This window comes from Marinobacter adhaerens HP15 (assembly GCF_000166295.1).
Lineage (GTDB): Bacteria > Pseudomonadota > Gammaproteobacteria > Pseudomonadales > Oleiphilaceae > Marinobacter > Marinobacter adhaerens.
This window is the reverse complement of sequence record NC_017506.1, coordinates 1,143,899-1,167,556: the sequence shown is the minus strand read 5'-3', so window position 1 is coordinate 1,167,556 and position 23,658 is coordinate 1,143,899. Positions and strand designations below refer to the sequence as shown.

The window sequence follows — 23,658 nt, the reverse complement described above, 5'->3', positions numbered from 1 at the left end:
TTCGTTTCCTTCATGCTGCCCGGTTTTGCCAACGGGGCCAACTGCCGGTTCCGTCATTCCGATTGGCCGTTTCTACCAGCCTGTCCGGACGGCTTCGGTTGCATTGTTCTGCCGGGGTTTTATGATGGGTTTCGTTTTTATGGAATGGCGAGCGTGATGTCCGATCTGACGGTTTCAAAGCACTTTGTTCAGGCTGCGCTGGGGGGTGCTGAAAGACTTGGTTTTGATACCCGGGAAATGCTCCGGGAGGCAGGAATCTCGCCCGATCTCCTGCGTATCGAGATGGCCCGGGTCAGCAGCGACCAGTTCAGCCATCTTATGCAGGTACTCTGGAACCGGATGGGGGACGAGTTCATGGGGCTTGGGCCCCGGCGGGCCCGGACAGGCACCTTCGCAACCATGTGTGCGCTGGTGATTGACTGCCCCAACTTGGAATCGGTGTACCGGCAAGCCTTCCAGTTTTCCCGGCTCTTCGAGCCCATGGTGTCGATGGAGCTCGAAATCGGCGAGGACAAAGCCCGACTGGTGGCGCGGATGGAAGGCGAAATTAACGATCCCAGTTTCTTCTTGAGGGAAAGCATCCTCGTAATCTGGCATCGCTTGGGCAGCTGGCTCATCGGGCAACCCATAGAACTGGAAAAGGCCGAATTCGATTACCCCCGGCCGCCCCACGGCGACGAATATCGGCACATTTTCCACTGCCCCCTGGCATTCGAATCCGACAGGATTGCCCTCACCTTCGACAAACGCTTCTTGTCTGCGCCAGTTATCCGCGACAAGCCGGAGATGCGGCAATTCCTGAAGACGTCGCCCGCAGACCTGCTGTCCCGGCCTGACGAGAGCAACACCTTTACGGGGCGGATTCGTGCGCTGATCGGGCGAGATTTCTCAAAGCCGTTACCGGATTTCGAATGGATTGCCGCAGAGCTGCATACCAGCCCGCAAACGCTGCGTCGCCGGCTGAAGCAGGAAAACACCTCGTTTCAGGAAATCAAGGACCTGCTACGGCGGGATATGGCGATTTACTACCTGAGCCGGCAGGACCTGCCCATCAACGACATCGCGGCCAAGGTTGGCTTCACCGAGCCCTCAACCTTCCACAGGGCTTTCAAGAAGTGGACGGGGGTGACGCCCGGCGCATACCGGGAGGGCGAACGAGGCAACCTCCCTGATTGAATCAGGATCCGGACGGTAGCTGAAGTGTCCGGATCAACTGCCCCAGCGTCTCAGCAATCTCCTGAACCCGCTCACGGTTCGCGGCCAGTTGAAGCAGGCGGGAGCCATCCCTTGGATCGTAAACCCAGCAGGTCGAAACAGCGGCTTCACAACGCCACTCAACCTGGGGGTTAATGCCAAACACCGACATCGGCTCGGTGCTCCTCAGTATACGGCCATCTTCGGCTCGCCTGATTTCCTGCACCTGAATCTCGTCTCCCTGGGTTCCCAGGCGATATTCCACATCTGCCGGCCGGTCCAGCCGCACCACTGCCTGATCACGGCGCCAGCCTGCGAGTTCAAGAAGGCTGTTGATATGAAGGGTCAAGGCTTCACGGTCTGAATCCGCCAGATAGAGCTTGCGCAGTGACTCAACCCGGCCCTCACCCGCTGGTTCAATAATTGCAACCGGTTCGCTTTCGCCAGCAGCCTGTGGTGCGACAGCGTTCTGTCGCCTGGTCTTCTCGATAGAGGTGATCAGCTGAAGGGACTCCTGATAGTGGGCACCCTCCGCACCGGCACGGCTTACATAGGTCTCAAGGGCCGACTGGGCCTCGTTCAGATGGGAGGACTGGAGCATCACGCGGCCCCGATAAAAATAGTAGTCTTCCGGCTTTTCCCCCTCCAGTTGCTGCAACCGGTTGAGGTATTCCGCAGCCTCCCCCCAGTTCTCTGCAACAACGGCCTCTTCCGTAGCCAGCATCAGCCTGCGGGTTTCATGTTCGGGCGCCAGCGCCAGCGCCTGCCCCGCCAGGAGCACCGAAGCCAGGGCGGCCCCCAGGACAAAACAGCGACCTGTTCCAAATAATACTGCCATGGCATCTACTCCTGCTCGTTATCTGCACCAATCGCCTGCTCCTCAGAATCAGGCCGGTCGTCGTCCCCGGAATGAAGGAATTCGTCGGAATCGTCCACTTCCGCCTGATCCATGATCCCCTTGGGCAATTCTTTCTTGACCCGAACACCCAGCTCAACAAAGCGATTGGCCTGCGAGATCAGGTTACCCCGCCCGCGGGTCAGGGTGTTCATGGCCGAGTCGTAGGTTCCCTGGGCGGTATGCAACTGGGTGCCAAGGCGTTCCATCGCTTCCACGAACACCCTGAGTTTGTCATAAACCGCGCCTGCCCGCTCGGCGATTCGTCGGGCATTCTGGCTCTGACGCTCATAACGCCAGATGTTTTCGATTGTTCTCAATGTTGCCAACAAGGTTGTTGGAGTTACCACAATAATCTTTCGCTCAAAGGCTTCTGCGAAAAGGTTCTCGTCCTGTTGAAACGCCGCCACAAAGGCAGGCTCGATTGGCATGAACAAAAGCACGAAATCCGGCGAATGAAGGCCATGCAGTTGGCTGTAGTCTTTTTCACTCAACGTACGGATGTGATTTCGAACGGCCTCAACATGCTGTTTCAAAGCCTCTTCCCTGACCACGGAATCCTCGTCTTCCGTGACCCACTGCTGATAAGCCACCAACGACACCTTGGAATCAATGATCAGGTTACGGTTGTCTGGCAGATGCACGATGACATCCGGCCGATACAGCTGATTATCGCTGTCCCGATAACTGCCCTGGGTGTCGTATTCAACGCCCTTACGAAGGCCGGACTTTTCCAGTACACGCTCGAGAATCAGCTCACCCCAGTTGCCCTGGATTTTCTTGTCACCCTTCAGTGCGCGGGTCAGATTGGCGGCTTCTTCAGTGATCTGTCGGTTCAGGTCCTGTAGTGATTTGATCTCACTGCGCAGGGCCTGACGGTCCCGGGTTTCATTGGTGTACACGTCCTCGACGCGCTTTCGAAAGTCCTGCAGCTGATCCCTGAACGGATTAAGCAGGGTATCCAGGCTGGTTCGTGTCTGCTGGCTGAAACGCTCGCTCTTCTGCTCGAAAATCTTGTTGGCAAGGTTTTCAAACTCCTGCTTCAGGGCGTCACGGTTACGCTCAAGCAGCTCCAGCTTCTCACTGGCTGACCGGCGCTCCTTATCAATTGTCACTTCCTGCTCCCGGAGCGACATGCGGGCCTCACCCAGCGCTTCGGACAGCTCTTCCGCCTTTGCCCTCAGGGTCTGACGTTCGCTTTCCACCTGCGCAAAGCGCTCTTTCCGGCTCTCCAGCTCCGACTCAAGCCCGGCCAGTCGGTTCTCGAGGCTTGCGGCATGCTGCCTCCAATGTTCGACGTCCTGCTCAAGTCGACCATTCCTGCCCCGAAGCCCTTTCAGAACGACCAGAAGAATCAAAACAACCATCAGCGCCGCCATCAGATCAGGACGGGACAACATCTGTTCCATGATGGCTTCAGGCACCTGGCAATACTCCCATTAAAACTCTTTTCAGATGAATGATCGGTACGATTCTGCTTGAACACAGTCTAACCCACGCAGGGAACCTTTTGCCCGGCGCACCGTCAAGTTGACTGGTGCTGCCAGTAAGGACCACGACTGTTTGGCAATAATTCGAAGCCCGGGCATCTAGCTCTGGACGCCCAACGTAATATCGTCTAAAAGGGTAAAATGTTCACCCGCCAAGTGGTTATTACCCTTTGGTAACCGTATGACGGGCACGGACGGGATCAGAAATGGATAACAGATCATGCTGAAAGAATTGTGGCGAAAGCTGGGGGCGGAGTTTCTCCACGATGACGGCTCCAGTCAGGACAGCCAATCCGGATTGTTCGGGACAGGCGCATCCGGCAACAAGGAAGCATTCAGAATCCTGCCGCACATTACCCACACTGGCGAGTTTCACCTCGAGCGCCTCACCAGCCTGCTTAAAACCCGGTACGGAAAGAGTTTCGGGATGCCTTCCAGCAGTGCCGAAAGCGACGAGAACATCCGGGAGCTGATCAGTTTTGCCGCCCGAATTCAGGATCAGGATGTGCAGCGCGAACTGCTGCTTTTCTACCTCAATTGCTCCCCCGTGATTCAGGAATACCTGCGTGCTGAAACCGTGCTCGGTGAAGGACATTTCCTGTCACGGTAAACACTACTGCCCCTTAACCATCTGTAAATCAACCACACAGGTTGGATGTTGTATACTTCCATTCCGTTCTTATCCGGTTTCACATGCACAGACAGTCATCACCGTTCCCACTCGGGTATGACAGGCTGCCAGCTCAGGGGTTATTCATGGGTTTGAAATGTTTTCGGGCTGGACTGCCTAAACCTTCCTTCATCGCACTCGCAGGCATCCTCACACTGACGGGATGTTCGGCAGACCGTTATTTCATGGTTCCCAAAACAGACCTCAATGAGCTTCAGGGATCCGTCAAGAGCCAGCGTGCGACTCTCGTTACCATGGAAGAGAATGCAGCGACTCGACACGAGCAAGCCGTTGCCCAGACCCGCTCATCGACTCAAACCATACTGGACGCGATCGCCACCCAGGTAGAAAAGCCCGAATGTCCGCCCGTTCAGGTCCAGAAGCAGTGCCCCGCAACAGACAACTCAAAAGGCCGCGCTGATCGCCTCAAGGGGAAAGTCATTGTCGGTGAGGTAGAGAATTTCTACCTCGCGGGCCCCGGCTTGATCTACAAAGCTCGAATCGACAGCGGCGCCGAAACTTCCTCCATCGACGCACGCAACATCACCCGGTTTGAGCGGGATGGCAGCAACTGGGTGCGGTTTGATGTACCCGTTCCCGGCGCCGACAAGTTCGTGACACTGGAGAAAGAAATCTCCCGTCGTGTCCGGGTTATCCAGGCCAGCGCGGACGAGGCTGAGCGCCGTGTTGTTGTCGAACTCCAGTTCTTTATTGGCGACCATCGGCAGGTAGCCGAGTTCACACTTGCCGACAGAACAAACCTGACCTACGAAGTCCTGATCGGCCGCAATATTCTGCGTGACGTAATGCTGGTCGATGTCGGCAAGGAGTACGCCACCGAATTGCCTGAATCCATCCGCAAAAGCAACGGGAACGAATCGTGACCACCCGCTCGCGCCTGCCGTTTTATATTGCCGTTTTTCTCCTCATCGCAGCGGGCATTTCGCTTGCTGTCTGGAGACACATTGAGCTTGGCATCCCCTGGCTGACAGGCGAGCAGCGTCCTGTCTGGATGGTCGAGGCCCGAATCGATTTTGACGCCGGCGACGGATCAGTGCTTGCCAGCCTCAACATACCCGAGCAACCCCCGGGATTCCGTATCCTTACCGAGCAGGCTGCATCACCTGGCTACGGCTTCTCTATCATCTACAGCTCGGGAAGCCGCCGGGCGGAATGGAGCAAGCGGGAAGTCTCCGGACCGCAGACACTGTACTTCAAAGCCCAGTTTATTCCGGACGCTAACGCTCAACCGGAAATTCCCGTGCGGGAACCGAAAACACCGAGGACCTTTTGGGAGGAACCCGAAGCCACAGCCGTTCAGGAAATACTGGACCAGGCCAGGGCCCGTTCGAGTACTCCAGAAAGCATGACCCGAGAGCTTATCCGGCTGATGCAGCCCGACACCCGCACCCAGAACACCACCCTGCTGGTCTCGGAAGAGAACTACCTGGACCTTCTGGTCGATATGCTCAACCATAGCGGTATCGCTGCCAGGATAGCCGACGGCCTCAGGCTTGAGGATGCGCGCAGGCGGCAACAGCTGATGCCCTACCTGCAAATCTACAATGGCAAACAGTGGCTCACCTTCAACCCGAAAACCGCTGAACAGGGCGTACCTGACGATCTGTTGCTCTGGCGCCAGGGCTCTGCTTCTTTGCTGGATGTCGTGGGCGGGGAAAACTCCGAAGTGAGCTTCTCCATGCTCCGGCAAACTGTCCCGGCCCTGCAACTGGCGACCATGGAATCCGCCTCCAACGGCCTCGGTTTCCTGAGCTTCTATGAGCTGCCCATTGAAGAACAAAGCATGTTCCGGATGCTGCTGTTGCTGCCACTCGGTGCACTCATGGTGGCCTTCATGCGGATCGTCATCGGCATCCGTACCTCTGGCACTTTCATGCCCGTGCTCATCGCCGTGGCCTTCGTCCAGACAACTCTGGTGCCCGGGCTGATTGCTTTCCTGTCGGTTGTCGCCATAGGTCTGCTCATGCGCGGTTATCTGTCCAGTCTCAACCTGTTGCTGGTATCTCGAATATCCGCCCTGATCATTCTGGTTATTTTCATCACCGCGGGCTTGAGCATTATCGGTTACCAGATGGGATTCAACACTGGCATGACGGTCACTTTCTTCCCGATGGTTATTATTGCCTGGACGATCGAGCGCATGTCCATCCTCTGGGAGGAAGAAGGCGCCCACGAGGTCATGGTTCAGGGTGCCGGCAGCCTGTTCGTGGCCATCTGCGCCTATCTGCTGATGAGCGCGCCTCTGGCTGGCCATCTGACCTTCAACTTCCCGGAGCTGCACCTCGTGATCCTCGGGCTGATCCTGTTGATGGGCCAATACACCGGCTACAAGCTCAGCGAGCTACGACGGTTCACGCCAATGAAGGCGTACGACTGATATGGATTGGATTTCACCGCGATCTCTCAAGAGGCTCGGGATGCTCAATATGAACCGGAGAAATGTCGACTACATTTCCCGGTACAATGAGCGCTCGTCGTACCCTCTGGTGGACAACAAGCTGAAGACCAAGCTGGTGGTTGCCGAATACGGGGTAAAAACGCCCAAGCTGCTTCAGATTGTCCGCCAACAGCATGAAATATCCCACTTCCGGGAGATGGCTGAAGACCTTGAGGGCTTTGCGATAAAACCGGCGAAGGGGTCTGGCGGCAAAGGCATTACGGTGATTACCGGGCGCGATGGTGATGATTACATCAAGGCTTCCGGTTCCCGTGTCGATTCTTCATTCCTTGAGCGTCACCTGACCAATATTCTGGCCGGTCTCTACTCTCTTGCAGGCACTCCGGACGTTGCGATTGTCGAGAACCTGGTGGAATCCGCTCCTTCACTGGCAAAGTATTCGCATCAGGGTGTGCCCGACATCCGTATTGTGGTGTTTCAGGGTTACCCGGTGATGGCCATGCTGAGACTGGCGACAACCGCATCGGACGGTAAAGCCAACCTGCATCAGGGAGCCGTCGGCGTCGGTCTTGATATCGGGTCTGGTCGAAGTCTGAACGCAGTTCAGTTCAACCGTCCCATTACACTTCACCCGGATACCGGTCTTGCTCTGGAAAACATCCAGATTGAAGCCTGGGACGAGATGCTGGAAATGGCCTCTCGTTGCTACGAAGCTACCGGACTCGGCTACATGGGGGTTGATCTGGTGGTCGACGCCAACGAAGGGCCGTTACTACTGGAGCTGAACGCACGCCCCGGACTCGCCATTCAGATGGCAAACGGTCGGGGGCTGCTGCCCCGCCTGCGAGCCATCGAAGCGCTGAAACGCCCGCACTTCACACCACTGGAGCGTTCCCGTTTCGCCATGGACACGTTCGCCAGTTTCTGAGTGCTTCCAGACATAAAAAAACCGGGGCCAAGGCCCCGGCTTTTTATTTTCACAGCGCTCTTAGGTGAGCTCGCCCCTGGCAATCAGGAGTTGCCGCTCGTGACTGAGGCCTTTCAGAAGCCCCCACGTCATGATCAGCAGAACCACCGTAAAGGGCAGGCCAGCACTGATTGCTGTCGCCTGAATCGCGCCAAGTGCATCTTCACCGCCCCCAAAGATCAAGGCCGCAGCAATGGCACCCTCAGCAACTACCCAGAACACACGCTGAGCGGTCGGAGCGTCGGTCTTGCCGCCGGCTGTGATGCTGTCGATAACCAGCGAGCCGGAATCCGAAGATGTTACGAAGAACACCAGCACCAGAATAATGCCCACGAATGACAGGATCCCGGTCAACGGCAGATTTGCAAACATCTGGAAGGTTGCAAGAGACACTTCAGTCAAGCCGTTCTCTGCCAGCTCACCAACACCCTGCTGGATCTGTTCGATAGCAGCGCCACCGAAAGCACTCATCCAGACAACCGTGATAACGGTCGGAACAATCAGCACTGCAGTCACAAATTCACGAACAGTACGTCCCTTGGAAACACGGGCAATAAACATACCTACGAACGGTGACCAGGAAATCCACCAGGCCCAGTAGAACACAGTCCAGCCCTGGAACCAGGCTTCGTCTTCACGACCAAACGGGTTACTGAGCTGCACAGCGTTACCAACATAGTTGGAAGAGGTAACCCACAGGGTCTCCAGAATGGTCATAGTTGGGCCGGCAAAGATAACGAACAACAGCAAGACGGCGGCAACGCCCATGTTGATGTTACTCAGGACCTTCACCCCACCGTCGAGGCCCCTGAGCACTGAGATCAGCGCCAGTGCTGTAACCCCGACAATGATCGCCATCTGGACATTGATTCCAGCGCCGATGCCAAACAGGTAATTGAGGCCGGAAGCTGCCTGCTGGGCACCAAAACCGAGGGAGGTCGCAAGACCAAAGATGGTGGCTACAACCGCCAGAACGTCGATAATGTGGCCAGGCCAGCCCCACACTTTATCTCTCAGCAGAGGGAAGAAAGCAGAGCGGATGGTCAGCGGCATGTTTTTGTTAAACGCAAAAAATGCCAGGGAGAGCGCTACGATTGCATAGATGCCCCAGGGGTGCAGACCCCAGTGGTACATAGTCGCGCCCATCGCAAGATTGCGGGCTTCATTCGTACCCGCCTCTACGTTCAGTGGTGTCTCATACCATCCTGTGTAGTAAGCCACCGGCTCGGCAACGGCCCAGAACATGAGACCAATACCCATGCCAGCCGCGAAAAGCATGCAGAACCACGAAATTGTAGAGAACTCAGGTTTGCAATCCTGGCCGCCTATACGGATCTTGCCCATTGGCAGGAAGATCAACGCCAGGCACACAACCACGAAAATATTGGCACTGATCAGGAAAAACCAGTCAAACGTCGCGATAATGTCCCACTTTGTTCCATCGAGAAGCTCCTTCGCTTCCCCTGGGAACATCAGGGTTCCTATCACGAACGCAAAAACCAGTATCGCCGTAATCGGAAATACCGGTGCGTGGAGATCCAGCCCGAACGGTGTGATATTGTCCTGGCCGGCCACGTAGTCCGTCGAATATTCGTCTTTAACTACCTCGCCCACGTTATGGCGCCTCCTGAGTTGGTAAGTCGTTTATTCAGAATCGGAGTTCAAACATTACAAGAGCGTTATCATAATGTTTTGAGTTCAAAACATCAAAACTACAATTATTACCGCCGCCTTGATATTTATCATAGACCATGATCGACAACGGACCAGCCAAAGTCCGGACCAATCGCGGCAGAACTCCGCTTCGTAGGACTAAACTCTTCTTTATCCGGTGAGCCGGTCGAGCCGGTTTCGTGAGACAACCAGAGGATTCCATGGAAAAAACCAAGACCTTTCCGCTTCGCTATTCGGCCTACGCGCTCAGTATCATCGGCTTTTTCGTCTCTTTTGGACTGGTCATGTTCGCAGACGTAAGTTTGGCGTTTCCGCTGATCTTTGGTGCCTTCGCAGCCCTTGGCACCTACGACCTGCTGCAAAGACGGCACACGGTCAGCCGGAATTACCCGATCCTGGCCAACTTCCGGTACCTGCTCGAATCCGTCGGGCCAGAAATCCGCCAGTATTTTATCCAGTCAGACACCGAGGAGCGCCCCTTCTCTCGGGAGCAGCGCACGATCGTCTATCAGCGAGCCAAGAATGTCCTCGACAAACGCCCTTTTGGCTCCCAACTCGGAATGTATGACGAGGGATTCGAGTGGATGAACCATTCACTCGCTCCCACCCGCCTCGACAGCAGTGACTTCCGGATTCTGATCGGCAGGAACTGTGATAAACCCTACAACGCCAGTGTGTTCAATATTTCCGCAATGAGCTTTGGCTCGCTTTCCGCCAACGCCATCCTGAGCCTGAATACCGGGGCCAGAATGGGCGGTTTCTATCATGACACCGGAGAAGGCTCCATCTCCCGATACCACCGACAGCCAGGTGGCGATCTGGTCTGGGAGATCGGCTCAGGGTACTTCGGCTGTCGCCACAAAGACGGTTCGTTCAACGAAGATATGTTTCGGCAGAACGCCACGATTGAACAGGTCAAAATGATAGAACTCAAACTATCTCAGGGTGCGAAACCGGGCCACGGCGGAATTTTGCCGGGTGCCAAGGTGACTCCCGAGATCGCCGAAGCCCGGGGCGTTTCGGTGGGTGAGGATTGCGTTTCTCCCGCCAGTCATTCGGCGTTCTCAACCCCCATCGAGATGCTTGAGTTCATTGACCGTCTGCGTGAACTGTCTGGCGGCAAGCCCGTCGGCTTCAAGCTTGCCATTGGCCACCCCTGGGAGTGGTTCGCCATCGTCAAAGCCATGCTGGAAACCGGTCGAAAACCTGATTTCATCGTCGTCGACGGAGGTGAAGGCGGCACAGGAGCCGCTCCACTGGAGTTTATCAACCGCCTTGGCATGCCCATGACTGAGGCACTTCTGCTGGTTCACAACACACTGGTCGGCACCCATTTGCGGGAAGACATCGCCATTGGCGCAGCGGGCAAGATCACCTCGGCCTTCAACATAGCCCGAACCCTGGCCCTTGGTGCGGACTGGTGCAACGCGGCCCGTGGCTACATGTTCTCCCTGGGCTGCATACAGGCGCTCAGCTGCCACACAGGGCGCTGTCCGAGCGGCGTGGCCACCCAGGACCCCAGGCGCGGCAACAAGCTCGACGTAGAGCTCAAGAGCCGGCGGGTGTACAACTACCATAAGAATACTCTGGACGCGCTGCAAAACCTGCTTGAGGCTTCCGGGCTCAAGCATCCATCCGAGCTTGGTCCGGAACACGTTGTCCGGCGGGTGTCTAAAACCGAAGTTCACTCTTACATGGACCTTTTCCCGTTCCTAGAACCGGGGGCCCTGCTGGAGGGAAAAACAGACCTGACTGTGTTCGATAAGTACTGGGAATCAGCCCGGGCGGATACCTTCGAACCACCGGAATTCATCCTCAAACTTCGGGAGACCAAGCTACGCTAAAAATTGCGATCAAAATCGCCGTCGGATGTTTATTTTTTCCATGGGCTCGTGTAGACTTCGCTCCCGCTAAGCCACTGAGAATACTCTCAAGTTTCGATGTGGCAAAGAGCGAATCGGGGCGTAGCGCAGCTTGGTAGCGCACTTGCATGGGGTGCAAGGGGTCGTAGGTTCAAATCCTACCGTCCCGACCAATTAGATCAAATACTTAGCCCGACCTCGAAACAGCTGGGCTTTGTTGTTTCTGGAAAACAGCCTTTCTTGTCACCGTTTGGTCACCGTTTCTCAAACCCTTGGAAATCTCGTCACCACTCGGTCACCGTTTTGCGTGCTTTGCAAACATCCCTTTTGTCAGGAACGGCTCCACCAATCGGCCGAAGTCTTCACCGCCCATCTTCTCAAAATCCCGCTCTAATTGCCTGCGGCGAATGCGCTCTTGCTTCAACTGCTCCTGCAACACCTGATTGTGAAGAAATAACAACCCCGCCAGATCGCTCACACTCAAAGATTCATGCTCTGCCCTAGCCAGGACACCCTTCAATTCAGAGCATTGCTCACGAAGCTCCTGCGGACTCTCCCCGATGCCAAAATCTGACATGGTTAATTCATCCAGATATTTCAGCATCTTAGCCCAACACACCTGGGCATCGCCGAGCAGGCGTAGAGCGTCCTTTTTTGCGGATTCACCATCCACGCTCCCTGACCGTATATCCCGCTGAAGAATGTGGCAGTCCGATTCAAACCGCTTTTGCTGATCCTGAAGACACGAAACCAATCCCATAACAGCACTCCTTTCTTGTTGTGTTCTAAAAACATTACCAACAGAAAGTCGCATGGCCCTGCACGAGTTGTGGCGAATAATGGCAATCGTACCAACACCGAATTCCAGGCGCTGGCACGCGGCTGATTTCCGGCAAATATTATGAATGAAAATAGGAGTGGTGTTATGAAAGTGCTGAGACTCGCAGAGGTAATCGAGAAAACCGGCCTGGCAAGATCAACGATTTACAAGTACGCCGATTTGGGCAGGTTCCCCAGACCCATACCGCTAGGTGGCACATCGGTAGGCTGGATCGACTCCGAGATACATGAGTGGTTGCAGGAAAAGCAGGTCGAGCGTGATATGCGGCATGGGCCATCTAGGGGGTGGGGACTTTAAATATTACTGAGAATTCTCTGGACGGTAGTAGCCGTGTGTAGACCCAAAATGAGCCCCTCGGCTAATGTTGAGCTACCGTAATACACACTTTTTGTACGACCTACCTTCCCGCAGTAAAGTTACCGGCATTCTAGACATAATGTTTGACCTGCCCGCCCTCAACGATCGTGGGTTATTGTTGGGAATCGGCAAACAATCCCTGAACAGAGCCACATTGAGGAGGGCAGGTCAAAACATCATGTCTAGTGATTAGTAAGCCAAAAGTTGCCCGCGTCATGGGAGGACAAGACTGATGTCAGTGAATCCGAGCAAGCCAGATGGAGGAGATCGTCGCCATTTGTACCTCGTTCGTCATGGCCACGTGAACTATTTTGATGATACGGGGCGCCCCTTGGATCTGAGATCCGTACGCTTATCTGTTGATGGGGAAGCTCAGGTGGCGGCTATTGGTAACCTCCTTCAAGGAGTGACCTTTGACAAGGCCATTAGCTCAGATTATCCCAGGGCCGATCAGACACTCGAGATGATTCTTTCTGATGGGTCAGTGTCTGGTCCCATCGATTCGACCCCGGCGCTTCAGGAAGTGCGGGCGGGGCGGCTCAGCTTGATGCCTCGAAAAGCAATCGAAGCTGAAGTTTCTGGCGCTTATCAGTGGTCTCAGAATAAAGACGCCAGTTTTTTGGGAGGCGAGCGCTGGGAGGACTTCAGTGCGCGGGCTCTCGAATGGTTTCAGACGCTGCTTGCGGAGCCGAATTGGCAGAACGCCGTGATTGTTAGTCACGATGCAGTTAACAGGGTTTTGATTTCGTGGCTGGTAAACGGTGATTTGTCATCCCTGCCATTCCCCGAACAAGACTCTGCATGTATCAATATCGTTGATATAGACCGTTCACAGGGAAGTCATCCGATCACAGCCTATCTGCGCCTTCTCAATTACACCCCGTACAACCCCATGAAATCGGGAGAACGACTAACGGTTATGGAACGGATAGCTCAGTCTATGTTGCAGATGCGAATCTAATATAGGTCAGTAAGAACGAATTCCAATAAATACTATCCTGATTACGCATAAGAGTCAGGCATCTTTCTTTAGCGGCCTTTAGAACATAGGCGGTGTACGGGCTGCCACTGTCAGGAACCGCGGAAGCATGGCGTTTAGATCGTAGCGCCGAGTAAAGCGGTATTCGAACTCAGCGAGATAGCATTGGTGAGGGTGCGCAGGTACTGGCTATTCTTCGGGGACCGGATGTCAATGTATTCCCGGGGCGGTGCCCCACCAAGGCGGAGACCGGTCGGGCAGTGCCCAACTGGAACAGTCTGGCGTTGCTTGTCCAGGGCCGGCGGTGACCATCCATGATGCCGCCTTGATGAAGGCTCACGTGAGTTGGCTAACCGATTACCATGAAGCTGGCCGGGACCCGAGTTGAGCCGTCGGCGACGCGGAACCAGCCTGAGCGTAACAGAGAGGGAGTCATGCAGGGCCTGGTTGGTGAGCCGGGCGCGATGGCCGGTCTGGTACCCGGGAGTTACGCCGGTACGGATTCATCCGTAAAACTTCCTTCAACAGAGTGAGAGCAGTTCTATGAGCAATGATACCCCACCAAGAGTCTGGAAATGGGATGCGGCGAGCGGTGGCAAGTTTGCCAACATAAACCGGCCAATCCCCGGACCCACCCATGATCAAGAGCTGCCTGTCGGAAAGCACCCATTGCAACTATACTCCCTGGCTACGCCCAATGGGGTCAAAGTTACGATCATGCTGGAGGAGCTACTGTCGAAAAGCTTTGGGGGGGAGCGGAATACGATGCTTACCTAATCCGCACTATTGAAGGCGAGCAGTTCGGCAGCGGCTTTGTGAAGATCAAACCCAACTCCAAGATTCCCGCGCTTCTGGACCAGAGTGTGTCACCGTCCATCCGGGTGTTCGAATCCGGCGCCATCCTGCTTTATCTGGCGGAAAAATTTAATGCCTTTATCCCCACGGACACCGCCGAACGCGCCGAGTGTCTCTCCTGGCTCTTCTGGCAGATGGGCAGCGCACTCATGCTAGGGGGTGGCTTTGGTCATTTTTATGCCTACGCGCCTGAGAAATACGAGTACCCCATCAACCGTTTCGCCATGGAAGTGAAACGTCAGCTAGATGTGCTCGATCGTCGCCTTGCCGATAACCGCTTCATTGCCGGAAACGAATACACCATTGCCGACATGGCCATCTGGCCCTGGTACGGTGCCCTGGTCGCCAACAAAATCTACGAGGCGGCGGAATTCCTGGAAACCCACACCTATACCAATGTGCTGCGCTGGACCCATGAGATTGCTGAGCGACCGGCGGTGCAACGCGGACGCATGGACAACCGGGCCTGGCACCCGGAAGAAGCTGGATGCAGACAGGCTGAAAGCCGAGAAAATCAAAGCCAGTGTGCGCACCAAAGTGGAGCATCCGTTCCGGTACATCAAGCAGGTCTTCGGTTATAGCAAGAGCTGCTATCGCGGCCTTGCATAGAACAATAACCGGCTGCATTTACTGGCCGCGTTCAGCAACCTGCTGATTGGCGAAAATACATGCTGGCGTGGGGCCAGTGCGCCTGTTTTCCGCCAAACTGGCGGTAAACGGGCAAAAACACACTAATAACGGGGTAATAGCGTCTGAAATTCCTGGTTTTTGCTGCTTCAAAACCATATCAGCAAAAATCTGCGGTTATTCAGACGTTCCTTAGCGAAAACCTGCTAACATCAGTTTGCAACCTACCTTTTGGAGCTTCAATGGTGTATGACCGCGCTTCGTTTGCCCCTTTTGGCTTCACCCTTATGTTTCTACCGCTTTCCACCACAGCCGATATTTTCAACATCGCCTGGGATAATGATCTGTTTACCGGTAGCGATCGCGGCTACACCAACGGGGTAGGCCTGTCGTATTTGACATCATCAGCCGAAACCTCCGACACCGGCTCTGCCCGCCTGGCAGTTGCCGCCCGGGACCATCTCTCTTTTCTTCCGGGAATTGGCTCAAACAGCCGTGACCATGCATTGAGTTTCAGCCTGCGACAGTTGATGGTAACTCCAGAGGATCTCAGCCGAACAGAGCCTCAATTCAATGATATTCCTTACGCTGGTTACCTCTCAGTGGGCGCCACGCTCTGGAGCTGGGACGCCGACAGGATAACAGGGTTTGGTGCCCAAATCGGCGTCGTTGGCCCCGAAAGCGGGGCTAAAGCCAGCCAGAAGTTGGTGCACAAAATCACCGGGAGCGAGCCCCCCAAGGGCTGGGATAATCAACTTGGGACCGATGTCGTTGGTGGTCTGACGGCGGAACATGGACGCAAACTGTGGCAGTTCGGGCAGCCCGACGACCTTGAACAACAGTTTTCAGCCGTTGGGTCCGGGATACTTTCCAGTTTTCAAACGTCTGCGTCGGCTGGCGCCGTCTGGCGAATCGGCCGCAACCTGTCGGACAATTTCATTCCGGATTATGCCGGCAGTTCCTCTACCATCGCATTGCCGGGATCTTTCAGCGACTCAAGGACCGCCTGGTCAGTCTTCGTAGGGCTGGGGGTTGAGTACATTGCCTATTCCTATCTGGAAAACAATTCCGGACCTTACCGGTTCAGTGAGAGCCCCCTTCTCGGCCAGATTGGACTCGGCGCGACCAGACAATGGGACAACCTTCAAATGGCGTTGGTTTTTCGAGCCAAAACGGGGGAAAAACAGCGTAACCAGAAGAATTTCAGCTTTGGTACGCTTTCTTTCAGTTGGGCTTTGTAGTCCCTGATCTAACCGCTAAACTTGAACATCTTTACTGATCACACCGTCTATGGCGATCTGCCAGATTAGGTCACCGATGGCATCAAGGGATTGGGTCCCGTTCGGGTCGAACCAGGTTGCAACCCAGTTGAGCGCCCCAAGGCCGATCAGGCGGAGCAAACGGCCGTCAACGTTCTTCCGGATCACGCCCTGTTCAATCATTGTTTCAAGGATACCGGCCCACAGGGACTCGTACTGATCACGCAGTTCGATGATGTCCTCGCGAGCCTCCGGGCCAAGCGCTCGCCATTCAAACAACAGCACGTAAACCGCGTCCGAATCAACCAACAGCGCCCGCAGATGCGCGTTGATACAAAGGCGCAATCGCTCCACCGGGTCATCCGAGCTGGCGTAAGCCGACCCGACCTCTGCGGTAACCAGGTCGACTCCCCGGCGCATCAGCTCGACAAGCAGCGTTTCCTTGGCGCTGTAACGATAATACAGACTCCCGGGTAGCATATTGCAGGCCTCGGCAATCTCCTTGAGCGAGGTCTTCTCGAACCCTTTCTCACGAAAAAGCCGGGCTGCGTTAGACAATACATCGGCGTGATCGCCTAGTTTGCTTGCAGGAGTAACCTGTCTGTCAACCATGGCTTAAACATCTCCTCAGCAAGCCAGTTTGTTATTCATCAGAGCGGCCACCATCTGACTCGTTGCACTGATCGTACGCCATTTCACAGGTAGCGTGCCATTTGCATTAGCAGATTCTTGACTTTTGGTTGGTTAACCAACCAAAATCCAAAAACAATGTTATTCGGAAAAAATGACATGACAATGACCTATAAAAATCAGCTGTTTCCCAGCATTACCGCCTCTATGCTAAATGCTAACCGGGGTGCGCAGATCTGATGACGGAGTCGAACAGAGTTCAGCACAGGGACGCTGTGACGACGGCGTGGCAGTTCACCGAACAAGTTCCCCACGGCAGGGATCTGGGTATGCAGGTTGTGTCTGTGAACGGAAACCAGGTCTGCATGAGCGTGACCACACAGCCGTGGATGTTCGCCGAAGATAATACGGAAGAAATCTGCACCAGCGTGCTCTACTCGCTGGCAGACTCGGCAAGCGGACTGGCGGTATTTGCAGAGGCCCGGGAGTTGTCACCCATCGCCACGCTGGATTTACGCATGGATTACTTGCGCCCTGCCAGCGGCGAAAGTGCCCTGTTAGCGGTGGCCACCTGTCGTCATTTAACGGACGAGGTCGCGTTCATCCATTGCGACATCTTCAGTGAGGGCAATCGTGAGCTGTTAGCGACGGCAAACGCCACCTTCATGCGTAACACCCAGGGCCAGAAATTCCATGCAGGTGGACGAGGAAGGGAGGGTGCATGAGCACGATCAGCGATTCGGCACAACCCATCTCAGGCCCTACCGAAAGCGGGAAAGAATATGCCGACTGGCAGGCCCTGCTGGAGCGCACTCCCTACGCACGGCATCTTGGGCTTGAGGTTCAACGCGGCGATGCAGGTCTATTGGTTCATATGCCCTGTCGTGAGGCGCTGATTGGCAACTTTATGCTACCCGCCCTCCACGGCGGCGTGCTCGGCGCCCTGATCGAACTCACCGCGCGGGTTGCTGCGCAAAGCCAGGATACAGGCAAACGTTGCCCACGCATTCTGGATAGCCACGTTAACTACCTTCGCTCCGCGAAGGCCCGATCGACTTTCGCCAGCGCCGACATTGTTCGGCAAGGCAGGCGGACCAGCCTGGTCCGGGTGATCTGCTGGCAGAGCGATAAGAGCAAACCGATCGCCAGCGGTCAGGTCCAGTTGTTGCTCCCGACAATCGCCGTCAAACAAGAAGATCTTCATGAACAACCAGCACAACAAACCTGAACGCGACGAGTTCCAGTCGCCGGATGGCGCGGAGATCGCACTGTGGCGCTGGCCGCAATCTCAAGCGCGCCCCACGCTGCACTGGGCGCATGCAACGGGTTACCATGGCCGCTTGTATCACCCCCTCCTTGACGAACTTGCCACGAATTTCAATGTCCTGGCCTGGGACATGCGCGGGCATGGGGCCAGCGCCGGTGCGGCAAACGTTTCGACATTCCGGGGCTGGGAAACCTACTATCGCGACATGGCCGCTCTGCTGGAAAGCCTGGACGAGCCGGTCTGGCTTGCCGGACATTCCATCGGTGCGACCACCAGCATAATGGCCGCTGCCCGACGGCCAGACAAAGTGCTGGGTCTGATTCTGGCTGAGCCCGTGATCATGGATCCGGGACAGGGCCTGAAGCTTTGGCTGGCCAAGCTGTTACGCCAGTCACATCGTTTGTCACTGGCTGCCGGAGCGGCACGTCGGCGCAGGGTATTCGACTCGCACGCTGCTGCGCTGGACAACTATCGTGGCCGCGGTGGCTTCAAAGCCTGGCCCGAAGCGTGGCTGGAAGCTTACGTCCAACACGCCTTTCTGCCACAGGGCAATCAAGTTCGGCTGGCGTGTGCGCCGGAGTGGGAAAGCACCACCTTTGCCCATACCGAACACAACCCCTGGCCTGGTATTCGTCAGTTGCAGTGCCCGGTTATCGCGCTAGCTGCGGAACGCGGGTCAACCTTCTCGCCGGCGGCGCGAAAACGCCTGCAGACCCTGCTGCCTTCGGCTGACGTGAGGGTTCTTGAAGGTACGACTCATTTTCTGCCCATGGAGCAAACAAAAATCGTTCGCGATGCCATCCTGCAACTTGCTTGGTCCGGCTACCGCGAGAACTGATACCCACACCTGGATTTTGCCAATTGGGACACCTGCCATGCGCTGTATTCTGACACTGTTGATCTCGCTCCTTATTTTGTCTGGTTGTCAGCAGTCTTCGGAACCGCCCCCAGAGGCCCCCGCCCATATCCCTTGGGTGAAAACAGTGGAACTAAAGGAGGCTGGCCCAACAGCGCAGAGATTTTCAGGAACCTTGCGAGGCCGCCACGAAGTTCCTCAGGCCTTTCAGATCGCCGGTCGGGTTCAACAGCGCTTCATCGATCCCGGTCAGCGCGTGGAAAAAGGCGACTTATTGTTCAAGCTCGATACACGAGACCTTGCAGCAACGGCGGTGGGAGCCGCCGCGGATCTGAAGCGTGCTGAAGCGGCCCTGGCAATTGCCACCAATGAGCTCCAGCGCCAGCAGCAGCTCGTGGAGCGTCAGTTTGTCAGCGAACAAACCCTGCAACGCCTTGAATTAGCAGAGCGTGAGGCGCGCAGTCAGTTGGAAACGGCCTCTTCACGCAACAAGCAGGCTCAGAATGCTCTGGGGTATGCGGAACTAAAAGCCTCCAATGCAGGCGTGATTACTGAGGTCAGCGTCGAACCCGGCCAGGTTGTGGGTATCGGACAAACCCTTGCCGTTCTGGCCGCAGATCAATTGCTGGAAGTAGAGGTTTTCTTGCCAGAGGGCATTAACCCGCCTAGGCGCGGTTATCTACCGTTAGCCAATGGCAAACAGATCGCTATGAATCTGAGGGAGATTGCCGGGGCGGCCGACCCCAGAAGCAGAAGCTGGCGAGCTCGGTACAGCCTGGAGGGGCCCTACCCCTCGTCTTTAACCTTGGGTTCGGTGGTGAGTGTCCGGTTAGCACAGAAGCAAACCGAGTCCAGCCATCGCGTACCGCTGGGTGCCTTGGATGAGAGAGGTCAAACGCCGCAGGTCTGGTTGGTCTCCGACGGCACGGTGAATCCCCTTGCGGTCGAGGTTATTGATTTGGGTAAGGAGTATGCGGAGATCAAGGTCGAGATCAATGCGGGAACGTCCATCGTCGCATTGGGGACACACCTGCTGACGCGTGGCATGGCGGTGCGGGAGCTGACTCAATGAGCTTACCGAATCTTTCCGCGCTGGCAGTGCGCGAGCGTTCGGTCACTCTCTTTTTTCTTTTGGTGTCCGTTATTGCCGGATTCTATGCGTTCTCGTCCCTTGGTCGGGCGGAGGACCCTGCGTTCACCGTCCGGGCGATGGTGGTCTCTGTAATCTGGCCAGGAGCAACCCCCGAGGTGCTGCAGCGTCAGGTCGTAGATCGTCTTGAAAAGCGAATCCAGGAGGTGGCGTATACCGATACCATTGAAACAACCATTCGGCCCGGCCAAGCCACCATGCTTATCCGATTCCAGGATTCTACCCCGAGTGAAAAAGTGCCGGACCTCTTCTATCAAGTCCGCAAACGCATGTCCGATGAGAGACCCAACCTGCCCCGGGGTGTGATCGGCCCCATCGTTAACGATAATTTCTCGGATGTGTATTTCTCCCTGCTGGCGCTGACGGCACCCGGAATGCCAATGCGTGAACTGACCCGCGAGGCAGAATCGATACGGAATCGCTTGCAACGGCTGCCCGGCTTGCAAAAAGCACAGCTCTTGGCGGAGCGGCCTGAGCAGGTTTATCTCGAATTTGATCAGGACCGGCTCAACAACCTCGGTTTGTCGGCAGAAGCAGTTTTTCAGGCGATAGAGGCCAACAATCGTCTTCAGCCTCTTGGCTTTGTTGATCTTGCCGGCCCGCGGGTTTATGTTCGCAGCAACATTGATCTATCTGACATTGAGCGCCTCACCTCAGTACCTTTGCGTATCGGCGACCAGCTTATCACCGTGTCCGATCTGGCCGAGGTGAGTTTGGGTTATGAAGATCCTTTGAGCTACATCGTCCGCTCTAACGGTGAGGATGCGATCCTCCTGGGCGTCGTCATGCGTGCTGGCGAAAATGGCCTGGAGTTTGGTGAGCGGCTGCGCGAGTTTGTAAGAGCTGAACAGGGCAGACTCCCCCTGGGAATGTCAATACGGACCCTGACCGATCAGGCTGAAGCCATCACTCAGGCGGTTGATCTTTTTCAAGTCAAGTTTGTGGTAGCGCTGGCCGTTGTGATGGGAGTCAGCATACTCGCGATCGGCCTGCGTGCAGGTTTGGTGGTGGGCATTGCGATTCCCATTACTCTGGGCCTGACCTTTTTATTGATGAAAATGGCGGGCATGAACCTGGACCGAATCACCCTGGGTGCGTTGATTATCGCACTGGGCCTGTTAGTGGACGATGCGATCATCGCCATTGAAATGATGATTGTGAAAATGGAGAGGGGTTGGGACCGGGTACAGGCAGCCAGTCATGCCTGGAGCGTAACAGCAGCACCCATGCTGTTCGGAACACTGGTAACGGTGGCCGGATTTGTCCCCATCGGATTTGCCCAGTCGGGTGTGGGGGAATATACCGGCAACATCTTTTGGGTACTGGCTTTTTCGTTGTTAATTTCGTGGTTGGTGGCGGTGACCTTTACACCTTATCTGGGGGTAAAGCTCTTGCCCGATTACACCGGACACGCTGGTCAGGACCTTTACCAAAGCTCTTTTTACCAGCGCTTGCGGGGAGTGATTACAGCGTGTGTACAGTACCGGAGAACCGTCGTTTTTATCACACTGGGTTTGCTGGCGATCAGTGCTTTCGGTATGGCAACTCAGGTGCAGAAGCAATTTTTTCCCAGCTCTGATCGCCCCGAAGTTTTGATCAGCGTTTTTGCTCCGCAGGGGAGCGCTATCGCCACCACGGATCAAAGTGTCAGACGCCTCGAAGCAATCCTGATGGACATGCCAGAGGTGAAAAGCCTTTCTGCATACATCGGTGCCGGTGCACCCCGATTCTTCGTATCGGCAAACCCCGAGCAGCCGGATCCGGCATTTGCCAAGTTGATTGCCATTGGGCAGGACGTTGAAGGACGCGATCGCATCATCTCGGCGCTGGAAGCCAGAATCGCGGCAGGTGAATTTCCGGAGGCACGAGTGCGTGTAACACGTTTGCTGTATGGTCCCCCGGTGGTCTGGCCTGTCAGTTTTCGTGTGTTGGGTCCGGAATCCGATCAACTCCGAGAGATCGCGCACCAGATCCGGACTCTAATGACCGGGCATCCGAATATCGTCATGCCGCATCTCGAATGGGATGAGCGTGTGCCTACTCTCTACCTTGATATGGATCCGGAAAATCTGGGTTGGATGGGCCTGACCCCGGCAGAGGTTGCCCGGCAACTCCAGTTCCAACTTCGCGGAGTGGCCGTCACCGAGCTACGCCAGGGCATAAGGAGCGTTCAACTGATAGCGCGTAATGGCCGCAGGGAAATGATCATGCCTGGAGATCTTGAAATCAAAACCCGCGAGGGCCGCAAACTTTCCGTTCAGCAACTCGGCAAGTGGCAGGTTCGTTATGAGGACCCCGTTATAAAGCGTCACAACCGTGACCCCTTCCTGGCCGTCCAGGCTGATGTAGAAGATGCCCAGCCACCGGATGTCACCAAGGAGATCTGGAGTGCCATGACAGAACTGCGTGAGCAGTTACCGCAGGGTTATCGTATTGAAATCGGCGGTACAGTGGAGCAATCAGCCAAAGCCAACGCGTCCATCCAGACATTACAGCCGGTGATGTTGGCTTTGATGTTGATCTTCATCATGCTTCAGATGCGTTCATTTATCGGGACATTGACCGTTCTGGCCACTGCGCCTCTGGGTCTGATCGGCGCCGTGTTGGCTTTGCTGTTGTTTAACCAACCCTTTGGCTTTACTGCACTGCTGGGGCTGATTGGCCTGGGCGGAATCCTGATGAGAAATACCATGATCCTGGCGCAGCAGGTGCAGGACAACTTCAAAACAGGGATGGCTGCCCGGGAAGCCGTTGTCGAAGCGGCAGTTCAGCGTGCCCGACCCGTAATCCTCACTGCCCTGGCGGCGGTTCTGGCGTTTGTACCTCTGACTTTTGACCTGTTCTGGGGGCCGTTGGCCTATGTGCTCATAGGAGGCATAGCAGTCGGCACTCTGATTACGCTGCTGTTTGTCCCGGCGCTTTATGCCCTTTGGTTTCGCTTAAAGAAAGAAAACTGAGGAAAGTCGGAATAGTGTCAATTTTCGCAAGGTCAAAAAGGTCGGCGCAGCGCAGCACAGTACCGCACATAACCTGTTGCCGGTAAACTCTTGCTCACCCGCCCTTCTTGGCAGTGCCTCGCATCCGATTCTTGTTCATCGACTCACGGTTTCTGCTCCACGCGCTTCCTCCCCACGTCAGTCGTACTTTCTCAGTTGCGCCTCACTTCCTCCGCTCTTGCGAACTCGCGGGAGCTACTTTTAGCTCCAGCGGTGCGCCGTGCCGGGCGAGCCAAAAAAACCCCGCAGAGCGGGGCAAAGGGTGTGCGGAGACGCACATTTACAACTCAGAATTCTTGCGCGAAGTTTGACTCGTCGCTCTGAATCAGTGGCAATATCTGAAGCATCAATCTCTGAACGCGGCGAGTCCTATGAGGGTGGCGCCATCCCTATTATTGTTGACGTTGGGCAACTTACTCAGAGTCTCCCAAACACTTCCTCCGAAGTAGGCCTATTCAGAAACTGCAGCTCAGCGCCCAAGCATCTTCGCCGACTGGCCGCCAATTCCAAAATGCTGCTTGGGCATTTCGGTAATAATGATCCGGATACTTTCCACCGGCGCTCCCAACGACCGTGAAATCGCATCGGTTACCTCCCGGATCAGCATTTCCTTCTGCTCATCCGAGCGACCCTCAAGGATATTGATTTGCGCAACTGGCATGGAACCCCC

Annotated in this window: 20 protein-coding genes, 1 tRNA gene and 3 pseudogenes; 17 read left to right on the top strand and 7 right to left on the bottom strand. The window is 55.6% G+C overall.

Translation table 11 applies throughout. The features are described 5' to 3' along the window. Nucleotides 1-156: 156 nt before the first annotated feature. Nucleotides 157-1,176, top strand: coding sequence for an AraC family transcriptional regulator (locus HP15_RS05680; protein WP_041645126.1), 1,020 nt, complete (start codon nt 157-159; stop codon nt 1,174-1,176). Between the two features lies 1 nt (nt 1,177). Here HP15_RS05680 and HP15_RS05675 read toward each other — a convergent pair whose 3' ends face one another. Both HP15_RS05675 and rmuC read right to left on the bottom strand, forming a co-directional pair. Beyond that, nucleotides 1,178-2,032, bottom strand: a complete 855-nt coding sequence (locus HP15_RS05675; RefSeq protein ID WP_014576602.1) for a hypothetical protein — start codon at nt 2,030-2,032, stop codon at nt 1,178-1,180. Between the two features lie 5 nt (nt 2,033-2,037). Continuing rightward, nucleotides 2,038-3,513: a DNA recombination protein RmuC gene (rmuC, locus tag HP15_RS05670; protein ID WP_014576601.1), complete on the bottom strand. Its 1,476-nt coding sequence runs from the start codon at nt 3,511-3,513 to the stop codon at nt 2,038-2,040. Between the two features lie 286 nt (nt 3,514-3,799). Between rmuC and HP15_RS05665 the strand changes: the two genes are divergently transcribed. The 4 genes from HP15_RS05665 (at nt 3,800) to HP15_RS05650 (ending at nt 7,596) form a co-directional block, all read left to right on the top strand. Then, the gene (locus HP15_RS05665; protein ID WP_014576600.1) at nt 3,800-4,189 is read left to right on the top strand and encodes a hypothetical protein; all 390 of its coding nucleotides are present in this window, start codon (nt 3,800-3,802) and stop codon (nt 4,187-4,189) included. A 245-nt stretch (nt 4,190-4,434) separates the two neighbouring features. After that, nucleotides 4,435-5,133: an ATP-dependent zinc protease family protein gene (locus tag HP15_RS05660; RefSeq protein WP_014576599.1), complete on the top strand. Its 699-nt coding sequence runs from the start codon at nt 4,435-4,437 to the stop codon at nt 5,131-5,133. Continuing rightward, complete coding sequence (locus HP15_RS05655; protein ID WP_014576598.1) at nt 5,130-6,647, top strand: inactive transglutaminase family protein; 1,518 nt, start codon at nt 5,130-5,132, stop codon at nt 6,645-6,647. The genes HP15_RS05660 and HP15_RS05655 overlap by 4 nt, the downstream gene beginning before the upstream one ends. 1 nt (nt 6,648) lies before the next feature. Beyond that, a complete protein-coding gene (locus HP15_RS05650; RefSeq protein ID WP_041645124.1) occupies nt 6,649-7,596 on the top strand; it encodes an alpha-L-glutamate ligase-like protein in 948 nt (315 codons plus the stop codon). Between the two features lie 60 nt (nt 7,597-7,656). On the opposite strand, the gene HP15_RS05645 is transcribed toward HP15_RS05650, so the two are convergent. Further along, nucleotides 7,657-9,249 carry a BCCT family transporter gene (locus HP15_RS05645; protein WP_014576596.1) on the bottom strand — a complete coding sequence of 531 codons (1,593 nt, stop codon included), beginning with the start codon at nt 9,247-9,249 and terminating at the stop codon, nt 7,657-7,659. Between the two features lie 260 nt (nt 9,250-9,509). On the opposite strand from HP15_RS05645, the gene HP15_RS05640 reads away from it, so the two are divergent. Further along, the gene (locus tag HP15_RS05640; RefSeq protein WP_041645123.1) at nt 9,510-11,153 is read left to right on the top strand and encodes an FMN-binding glutamate synthase family protein; all 1,644 of its coding nucleotides are present in this window, start codon (nt 9,510-9,512) and stop codon (nt 11,151-11,153) included. 114 nt (nt 11,154-11,267) lie between these two features. Next, a tRNA-Pro gene (locus HP15_RS05635) sits at nt 11,268-11,344 on the top strand. 122 nt (nt 11,345-11,466) lie between these two features. Here the strand turns inward: HP15_RS05635 and HP15_RS05630 are convergent. Beyond that, nucleotides 11,467-11,931: a hypothetical protein gene (locus tag HP15_RS05630; protein ID WP_041645122.1), complete on the bottom strand. Its 465-nt coding sequence runs from the start codon at nt 11,929-11,931 to the stop codon at nt 11,467-11,469. Nucleotides 11,932-12,096: 165 nt separating this feature from the next. Between HP15_RS05630 and HP15_RS05625 the strand changes: the two genes are divergently transcribed. Both HP15_RS05625 and HP15_RS05620 read left to right on the top strand, forming a co-directional pair. Then, on the top strand, nt 12,097-12,309 hold the full coding sequence (locus HP15_RS05625; protein WP_041645121.1) for an AlpA family transcriptional regulator: 213 nt from the start codon (nt 12,097-12,099) through the stop codon (nt 12,307-12,309). A 292-nt stretch (nt 12,310-12,601) separates the two neighbouring features. After that, nucleotides 12,602-13,330 (top strand): histidine phosphatase family protein, encoded by a 729-nt coding sequence (locus HP15_RS05620; RefSeq protein WP_041645120.1) that lies wholly within the window; start codon nt 12,602-12,604, stop codon nt 13,328-13,330. Nucleotides 13,331-13,408: 78 nt separating this feature from the next. On the opposite strand, the pseudogene HP15_RS22220 reads toward HP15_RS05620, so the two are convergent. Continuing rightward, nucleotides 13,409-13,510, bottom strand: a pseudogene (locus HP15_RS22220) (IS1595 family transposase); the annotation flags it as partial. A gap of 381 nt (nt 13,511-13,891) precedes the next feature. Between HP15_RS22220 and yghU the strand changes: the two are divergent. From yghU to HP15_RS05610, 3 genes and pseudogenes are all read left to right on the top strand, one after another. Then, nucleotides 13,892-14,682 (top strand): annotated as a pseudogene (yghU, locus tag HP15_RS05615) (glutathione-dependent disulfide-bond oxidoreductase); the annotation flags it as partial. Nucleotides 14,683-14,710: 28 nt separating this feature from the next. Beyond that, nucleotides 14,711-14,809 (top strand): annotated as a pseudogene (locus tag HP15_RS22570) (IS5/IS1182 family transposase); the annotation flags it as partial. A 263-nt stretch (nt 14,810-15,072) separates the two neighbouring features. Further along, the gene (locus HP15_RS05610; RefSeq protein ID WP_227499710.1) at nt 15,073-16,071 is read left to right on the top strand and encodes a lipid A deacylase LpxR family protein; all 999 of its coding nucleotides are present in this window, start codon (nt 15,073-15,075) and stop codon (nt 16,069-16,071) included. 15 nt (nt 16,072-16,086) lie between these two features. On the opposite strand, the gene HP15_RS05605 is transcribed toward HP15_RS05610, so the two are convergent. After that, nucleotides 16,087-16,701, bottom strand: coding sequence for a TetR/AcrR family transcriptional regulator (locus HP15_RS05605; RefSeq protein WP_014576589.1), 615 nt, complete (start codon nt 16,699-16,701; stop codon nt 16,087-16,089). Nucleotides 16,702-16,958: 257 nt separating this feature from the next. Here HP15_RS05605 and HP15_RS05600 point away from each other — a divergent pair, with 257 nt between their 5' ends. Genes HP15_RS05600 through HP15_RS05580 form a run of 5 tightly spaced genes read left to right on the top strand, consistent with a single transcriptional unit; the run spans nt 16,959 to nt 22,949 of the window. Beyond that, complete coding sequence (locus tag HP15_RS05600) at nt 16,959-17,444, top strand: PaaI family thioesterase (RefSeq protein ID WP_041645119.1); 486 nt, start codon at nt 16,959-16,961, stop codon at nt 17,442-17,444. Then, complete coding sequence (locus HP15_RS05595; protein ID WP_014576587.1) at nt 17,441-17,947, top strand: PaaI family thioesterase; 507 nt, start codon at nt 17,441-17,443, stop codon at nt 17,945-17,947. The genes HP15_RS05600 and HP15_RS05595 overlap by 4 nt, the downstream gene beginning before the upstream one ends. Further along, a complete protein-coding gene (locus HP15_RS05590; RefSeq protein WP_041645118.1) occupies nt 17,922-18,824 on the top strand; it encodes an alpha/beta fold hydrolase in 903 nt (300 codons plus the stop codon). The genes HP15_RS05595 and HP15_RS05590 overlap by 26 nt, the downstream gene beginning before the upstream one ends. Nucleotides 18,825-18,861: 37 nt before the next feature. Continuing rightward, the gene (locus tag HP15_RS05585) at nt 18,862-19,914 is read left to right on the top strand and encodes an efflux RND transporter periplasmic adaptor subunit (RefSeq protein ID WP_041645117.1); all 1,053 of its coding nucleotides are present in this window, start codon (nt 18,862-18,864) and stop codon (nt 19,912-19,914) included. After that, entirely contained in the window at nt 19,911-22,949 is a 3,039-nt protein-coding gene (locus tag HP15_RS05580) for an efflux RND transporter permease subunit (RefSeq protein WP_014576584.1), read from the top strand. The genes HP15_RS05585 and HP15_RS05580 overlap by 4 nt, the downstream gene beginning before the upstream one ends. 508 nt (nt 22,950-23,457) lie before the next feature. On the opposite strand, the gene HP15_RS05575 is transcribed toward HP15_RS05580, so the two are convergent. After that, nucleotides 23,458-23,649 carry a 2-hydroxymuconate tautomerase gene (locus HP15_RS05575; RefSeq protein ID WP_014576583.1) on the bottom strand — a complete coding sequence of 64 codons (192 nt, stop codon included), beginning with the start codon at nt 23,647-23,649 and terminating at the stop codon, nt 23,458-23,460. Between the last annotated feature and the right edge of the window lie 9 nt (nt 23,650-23,658).

What these genes read in the sequence shown, in the direction of transcription:
- HP15_RS05680 (WP_041645126.1), top strand. Translation starts at nt 157, where the DNA reads ATGTCCGATCTGACGGTTTCAAAGCACTTTGTTCAGGCTGCGCTGGGG.
- HP15_RS05675 (WP_014576602.1), bottom strand. Translation starts at nt 2,032, where the DNA reads ATGGCAGTATTATTTGGAACAGGTCGCTGTTTTGTCCTGGGGGCCGCC.
- HP15_RS05665 (WP_014576600.1), top strand. Translation starts at nt 3,800, where the DNA reads ATGCTGAAAGAATTGTGGCGAAAGCTGGGGGCGGAGTTTCTCCACGAT.
- HP15_RS05660 (WP_014576599.1), top strand. Translation starts at nt 4,435, where the DNA reads ATGGTTCCCAAAACAGACCTCAATGAGCTTCAGGGATCCGTCAAGAGC.
- HP15_RS05650 (WP_041645124.1), top strand. Translation starts at nt 6,649, where the DNA reads ATGGATTGGATTTCACCGCGATCTCTCAAGAGGCTCGGGATGCTCAAT.
- HP15_RS05640 (WP_041645123.1), top strand. Translation starts at nt 9,510, where the DNA reads ATGGAAAAAACCAAGACCTTTCCGCTTCGCTATTCGGCCTACGCGCTC.
- HP15_RS05630 (WP_041645122.1), bottom strand. Translation starts at nt 11,931, where the DNA reads ATGGGATTGGTTTCGTGTCTTCAGGATCAGCAAAAGCGGTTTGAATCG.
- HP15_RS05625 (WP_041645121.1), top strand. Translation starts at nt 12,097, where the DNA reads ATGAAAGTGCTGAGACTCGCAGAGGTAATCGAGAAAACCGGCCTGGCA.
- HP15_RS05620 (WP_041645120.1), top strand. Translation starts at nt 12,602, where the DNA reads ATGTCAGTGAATCCGAGCAAGCCAGATGGAGGAGATCGTCGCCATTTG.
- HP15_RS05610 (WP_227499710.1), top strand. Translation starts at nt 15,073, where the DNA reads ATGGTGTATGACCGCGCTTCGTTTGCCCCTTTTGGCTTCACCCTTATG.
- HP15_RS05605 (WP_014576589.1), bottom strand. Translation starts at nt 16,701, where the DNA reads ATGGTTGACAGACAGGTTACTCCTGCAAGCAAACTAGGCGATCACGCC.
- HP15_RS05600 (WP_041645119.1), top strand. Translation starts at nt 16,959, where the DNA reads ATGACGGAGTCGAACAGAGTTCAGCACAGGGACGCTGTGACGACGGCG.
- HP15_RS05595 (WP_014576587.1), top strand. Translation starts at nt 17,441, where the DNA reads ATGAGCACGATCAGCGATTCGGCACAACCCATCTCAGGCCCTACCGAA.
- HP15_RS05590 (WP_041645118.1), top strand. Translation starts at nt 17,922, where the DNA reads ATGAACAACCAGCACAACAAACCTGAACGCGACGAGTTCCAGTCGCCG.
- HP15_RS05585 (WP_041645117.1), top strand. Translation starts at nt 18,862, where the DNA reads ATGCGCTGTATTCTGACACTGTTGATCTCGCTCCTTATTTTGTCTGGT.
- HP15_RS05580 (WP_014576584.1), top strand. Translation starts at nt 19,911, where the DNA reads ATGAGCTTACCGAATCTTTCCGCGCTGGCAGTGCGCGAGCGTTCGGTC.
- HP15_RS05575 (WP_014576583.1), bottom strand. Translation starts at nt 23,649, where the DNA reads ATGCCAGTTGCGCAAATCAATATCCTTGAGGGTCGCTCGGATGAGCAG.